1 protein-coding gene is annotated in these 657 nt (G+C 60.9%); it reads left to right on the top strand.

Going from position 1 to position 657, the window contains the following annotated elements; all coding sequences use genetic code 11:
• Positions 1-229 precede the first annotated feature (229 nt).
• Positions 230-490, top strand: a complete 261-nt coding sequence (locus tag KUM32_RS37375; RefSeq protein WP_176162550.1) for an acyl carrier protein — start codon at positions 230-232, stop codon at positions 488-490.
• Positions 491-657 lie beyond the last annotated feature (167 nt).

Here is a 657-nt window from a genome sequence, read left to right as displayed (position 1 = left end):
TATCGCGGTTCTGTTATTCGCGAGTAACGACTTATTCATTATTGAACGGCCTTTGTGGTGTGGCGCACAACGGGCCCCAAGTGGGTCTTGGAAAAAGCGCCGTTGGGCTATCTGTGAACACCCATCGATGGTGGCTCAGGCGCCTTCTGGCCGCCTAATGTTGAAGTGTCGGAACGCGAGAGATCGACGTTCTGAATTCCCCTCAGAAGCCCGAGAAAGGTGTCCATAAATGTCGACCGCCACCAAGCAGGAGCAGCTCGACGAGATCCGCGAAATCGTCGCGGAGGTGCTGGAGCTTGAGCCCGAGGAGATCTCGGAGACCAGCCACTTCATCGAGGAGCACGAGGCCGACTCGCTGCGCGCGATCGAGATCCTCGCCCGCCTGGAGAAGAAGTACAAGGTGGAGATCCCGCAGTCGGAGCTCCCCAAGATGATCAACCTCACCGAGGTCTACAACGTGCTCGCCGAGCACGCTGGTTGGCAGGGCTGAGCCTCATGTCACTCCGACGGGTAGTCATCACCGGCCTGGGGCCCGTGTCGAGCATCGGGATCGGGGCGTCCGCGTACAGCGAGGGGCTGCGCGAAGGCGTCAACGGCGTCTCGCCGATCGCCTGCTTCGACCCCACCGGATTCCCCTACATCATGGCCGGCGAAGTC

The sequence above is a fragment of the Streptomyces sp. AC627_RSS907 genome, assembly GCF_019049165.1.
This window is presented reverse-complemented; position numbering and strand designations above follow the sequence as displayed.

Coding starts and splice junctions, on each gene's coding strand:
- KUM32_RS37375 (WP_176162550.1), top strand. CDS start 230: ATGTCGACCGCCACCAAGCAGGAGCAGCTCGACGAGATCCGCGAAATC.